Below are 4240 nucleotides of genomic sequence, written 5' to 3' on the forward strand. Positions count from 1 at the left end.
TGTCGACGTAGGCTTTGCCCATTTTGATGAGCTGTTTTGCGTATTCATAGAGTTCAGGGAAATAATCTGAGGTGTAGCGAACATTCCCCTCCCATTTGAATCCCAGCCATTCAACGGCGTCTTTGAGCGCTTCGACGTAGCGGGTATCTTCGGTTGTGGGGTTGGTATCATCCATTCGCAGGTTACAGTGACCGTTGTAGTCGCGTGCGATACCGAAGTTGATCGCGATCGATTTGGCGTGTCCGATGTGGGGGAAGCCGTTTGGCTCAGGGGGGAAGCGCGTCACGACTTCGTTATATTTGTGTGCTTTTATATCTTCTTCGACGATGGTGCGTAAAAAATCTTTGCTCTCGTTCATTGCTCTAAAACCTTCTGACTGATGTTATGCACAAATATGAGCAAGCCCATATTTGAGGCAGGGACATATATGTCCCTACAACCCCCTAAAGCTACCTGCATCTTCCGGATGCAGGAGATTTGAAGTCGTAAATAATAATAAAAATCGTATTTTATCAAATAAGTCCAATTATAACGATACTATGCGGTCAATTCCCGCAAAACGGTGATGAAAAAGTCGGCAAAACCTTAGAAAATAGTCGTATCATTGTACACGTTTAAAAATATTTGACATTCCGATATAGACGATATATAATACTATAGTATTATTTTAATCGGAGGTCACCCATGCGTCAGACTACCAGTATGAAACTCGACCCTACCGTGAAACAAGAAGCCCAAAAGATATTTAATGAATTGGGGCTTAGTCTCGGTGAAGCGGTCAACCTCTTTTTAAATCAAGTGCGGCTCCGTAAAGGTATCCCTTTTGACATCGAAATTCCAAACGAAGAGACCCAAGCGGTCATGCGAGACGTTTTGGAGGGGAAAAATCTCGAACCGTTTTCACTCAATGATCTAATAAATGAGAGAAAAAGAGCCTGATGCGCCAACTCATACGGCATAAACTCTTTAAAAAAGACCTCGATAAAGTGACCCTTACCGATCAGCAATTTACAAAAATGGTTCATTATTTCTCATTACTGATCGAAGGGAATGAGCTACCATCGGAGTCAAAAGACCATCCGCTCAATGGCGAATGGAAAAGTTTTCGGGAATTTCATTTGGGTGGAGATACCCTCATCATCTATCACATTGATGAAGAGAATAATCAAACCGTACTCATACGGATCGGTTCACACGCTCAACTTTTTAGATAATTTAGTATCAGATAGGTTATAATCATTGCATGAAACGACAAGACGTACTCAAAGTATTAGAATCATACAAGGAACATCATGCCGATGAGTTCGGAATCGTCCGAATCGGTGTATTCGGCTCTGTTGCACGTGATGAAGCGACAGAACAAAGCGATGTCGATGTTGTGATCGAGACCAAACAACCCAATCTTTTCAGACTTTCCCGCATCCGTCTCGACCTCGAAGAGCTGATGCACACCCATGTCGACCTCATCAGCTACCGTGAGAGCATGAACACGTTTCTCAAAGAACGTATCCAAAAAGAGGCAATCTATGCCTGAAAAGGCTCTGTTGATCGAAACCCTCACTCAGATTCATGGCGCTACTGAGCGCATCCTCAAACGCTTCGAACCTATCCGATCTTCCGATGATTTTTTAGAGGATGAAGCGGGTCATGAAAAACTCGATGCGATCTGTATGCAGTTGATCGCTATCGGCGAGAGCCTCAAAAATGTCGATAAAATCACCGATAAAAAACTGCTGCCCAATTATCCTGCGGTCGATTGGAAATCGGTCAAGGGGATGCGCGACATCATCAGTCATCACTATTTCGATCTCAATGCCGAAGCAGTGTTTGATGTATGCAAAAACGATATTCAGACGCTAAAAGAGACTATCAAGCAAATAATTAATGACAATAAGTAGCCTGTCCGCTTTTTCTTAATTTTTAACACCCTTTTTCTCTAATGACCAAAAATCAATTGGAGACCCAATAAATCCTTCCCCACGTACATATAAATTCAATGCAAGAGGTGTAGGTGATATATCAGCTATATCCCCATCTGGAGAAAAACCTCCACTTCCAATACCTGAACCAATCAATTCCATCGAACGTAAATAGTCCAATTCTCTATCAATACGAATAACATCTTCCGTTTGACAAATTGCTTTTAGAGTATTTAGAGGGCATTGAACATTATCTGCATAAGGCCATCCTGCTTCACTAACATACTTATTGGAGTTTTCAATAGCATATCTGATAACTCGAACTTGCAGAGCTGTTAATTGTTTAAGTATTGCAACAAATATTAGATTACTATCATCTAAGCCTGTTACTTCACAACTTGATGCAAGAAGACCAGCCCACATATCTTGTATCGTTTCATCTTCAATCCATGAACCTTCTTCAAAAATATTATGTGCTATACGGGGATGCACTTTCACATCAGCATCAGTATGATACATAACTACTTTTTGTTCTGCTTTTTGGGCTACTTTTGCTGCATTTGATGCTCGCCAAGATTTTACATAATCTTGTAATAGAAGACCAAATTCTTCTGCCGCAGGCAGACATATACGTGCCATAAATGCTCTAGCACCATCAACCGTCGCATCTGTAACCTTCTCCACAGATTTTGCTACAGGTTTTATTCCAAAAACATCTAAACTTTTATCTTTTTCGTCTGACATATTTAACACTATTCCTTAGTCTTTATGGTTGCAAACATTTTAGCCAAATATAATAATATTTTTAAACACTAATCAATCTTCAAATTCACATTTATAATAATTTGTTTTTTTCTCGAACAAATCTTGCATTCTCTCTTCATATTAACCGACATACTGAGGACTATCAATGAAACGTGTTTACCTCGATAACAACGCCACCACCAAACTCGACCCAATCGTCAAAGTCAAAATGCAACCATTTTTCGAAGAGCTTTACGGCAATCCGAACTCGCTCCACCAATACGGCATCGAAGTGCGCCCGTATCTAAACGAAGCGATGGGGAACATGTACGATGCCCTAAACGCTCCCGATGCGGACGACATCCTCATCACATCCTGTGCGACAGAGAGCAACAATACGGTACTAAAAGGGGTCTTTTTCAAACATATCCTCAAAAACCCGACTAAAAACCATATCATCGCTTCTGCGGTTGAGCATCCCTCCGTCCATGAAACCCTCCATTTTCTCGAAGAGAACGGTGCGGAGATCACGTTCATCGATGTCGATGAGTTCGGTTATGTCAGTGCCGAACGTGTCGCGGCGGCGATCACCGACAAAACAATCCTCATCTCTATGATGTGGGCGAACAACGAAACGGGGATGATATTCCCCGTAGCCGAAGTGGCAAAAATCGCGCAGGAGAGAGGGATATTGTTCCATACCGATGCGGTGCAGGCGATCGGAAAAGTAAAAGTCGACCTGAGCGAAACACCGATCGATTATCTGACGTTTTCGGCGCACAAATTCCACGGCCCCAAAGGGATCGGCGGTTTGTACGTCCGCAAAGGCTCGGAACTCCCTAACCTCCTCCACGGCGGGGAGCAGATGGGGGGCAAACGTGCGGGAACCCTCAACGTCGCCTACATCATCGGCATGGGGTTGGCGATGAAACAATCGGTCGGACATTTGGAAAAAATGAACAGCGATGTCAGAGCGCTTCGTGACCGTCTCGAAGACGCGATCTCTCAGCTCCCCGACACCATCGTCGTCGGAGACCGTGCACGCCGTACCCCGAACACCATCCTCATCTCATTGCGCGGGATCGAGGGGGAATCGATGCTGTGGGATCTCAACCGTGCAGGGATCGCGGCATCGACGGGGAGTGCGTGTGCATCGGAGAGCTTAGAGGCCAACCCCGTCATGAGCGCCATCGGTCAAGACCCTGAACTCGCCCACACGGCGATCCGCCTCAGCCTCAGCCGTTTTACGACTGCTGAAGAGATCGACTACACCATCGACGTCTTTATCAAAGCGGCGGAGCGTCTGCGCTCTATCTCATCCACCTATGCCTACACCAACGAGGTAAACTGATCGATGAGACCGTATCGCAACATCAACGACCAAGAGCTCGAAGCACTAGGGGCTTTGAGCGAATGGGAAGTACAGAGGGTATTATCCGCATCACTCCCATTCGAGGTTTTGTGGGTTCATACCACACGTGAAAAATTTCACCGACTCGATCCTCTCGATCCACGGCTCGTCAAAAGACTCACCGTCACTCGGATACAGGGAGATGTTCTCAAAACTGATTTCGGAA

The 4240-nt window shown here is 44.7% G+C and carries 8 protein-coding genes; 6 read left to right on the forward strand and 2 right to left on the reverse strand.

Annotated elements, in window-relative coordinates; genetic code table 11:
- Nucleotides 1-358: glutamate--tRNA ligase family protein (locus PHC76_RS14735; RefSeq protein ID WP_300210720.1), on the reverse strand; the 358-nt coding region annotated here is incomplete at its 3' end.
- Nucleotides 359-684: 326 nt separating this feature from the next.
- Between PHC76_RS14735 and PHC76_RS14740 the strand changes: the two genes are divergently transcribed.
- From PHC76_RS14740 to PHC76_RS14755, 4 genes are read left to right on the forward strand one after another with little or no spacing between them, the layout of a single operon-like run.
- Complete coding sequence (locus PHC76_RS14740) at nucleotides 685-939, forward strand: type II toxin-antitoxin system RelB/DinJ family antitoxin (RefSeq protein WP_300210721.1); 255 nt, start codon at nucleotides 685-687, stop codon at nucleotides 937-939.
- The gene (locus PHC76_RS14745; RefSeq protein ID WP_300210723.1) at nucleotides 939-1214 is read left to right on the forward strand and encodes a type II toxin-antitoxin system YafQ family toxin; all 276 of its coding nucleotides are present in this window, start codon (nucleotides 939-941) and stop codon (nucleotides 1212-1214) included. Before PHC76_RS14740 ends, PHC76_RS14745 begins: the two co-directional genes overlap by 1 nt.
- 29 nt (nucleotides 1215-1243) lie before the next feature.
- Nucleotides 1244-1534: a nucleotidyltransferase domain-containing protein gene (locus PHC76_RS14750; protein ID WP_300210725.1), complete on the forward strand. Its 291-nt coding sequence runs from the start codon at nucleotides 1244-1246 to the stop codon at nucleotides 1532-1534.
- The gene (locus PHC76_RS14755; RefSeq protein ID WP_300210727.1) at nucleotides 1527-1898 is read left to right on the forward strand and encodes a DUF86 domain-containing protein; all 372 of its coding nucleotides are present in this window, start codon (nucleotides 1527-1529) and stop codon (nucleotides 1896-1898) included. Before PHC76_RS14750 ends, PHC76_RS14755 begins: the two co-directional genes overlap by 8 nt.
- 15 nt (nucleotides 1899-1913) lie before the next feature.
- Here the strand turns inward: PHC76_RS14755 and PHC76_RS14760 are convergent, their stop codons facing one another.
- The gene (locus tag PHC76_RS14760; protein ID WP_300210728.1) at nucleotides 1914-2663 is read right to left on the reverse strand and encodes an Abi-alpha family protein; all 750 of its coding nucleotides are present in this window, start codon (nucleotides 2661-2663) and stop codon (nucleotides 1914-1916) included.
- A gap of 166 nt (nucleotides 2664-2829) precedes the next feature.
- Between PHC76_RS14760 and PHC76_RS14765 the strand changes: the two genes are divergently transcribed.
- Together PHC76_RS14765 and PHC76_RS14770 are read left to right on the forward strand one after the other, a co-directional pair.
- The gene (locus tag PHC76_RS14765) at nucleotides 2830-4014 is read left to right on the forward strand and encodes a NifS family cysteine desulfurase (protein ID WP_300210730.1); all 1185 of its coding nucleotides are present in this window, start codon (nucleotides 2830-2832) and stop codon (nucleotides 4012-4014) included.
- Between the two features lie 3 nt (nucleotides 4015-4017).
- Nucleotides 4018-4240: hypothetical protein (locus PHC76_RS14770; RefSeq protein ID WP_300210732.1), on the forward strand; the 223-nt coding region annotated here is incomplete at its 3' end.

Origin of the sequence: Sulfuricurvum sp., assembly GCF_028710345.1 — a bacterium.
Lineage (GTDB): Bacteria > Campylobacterota > Campylobacteria > Campylobacterales > Sulfurimonadaceae > Sulfuricurvum.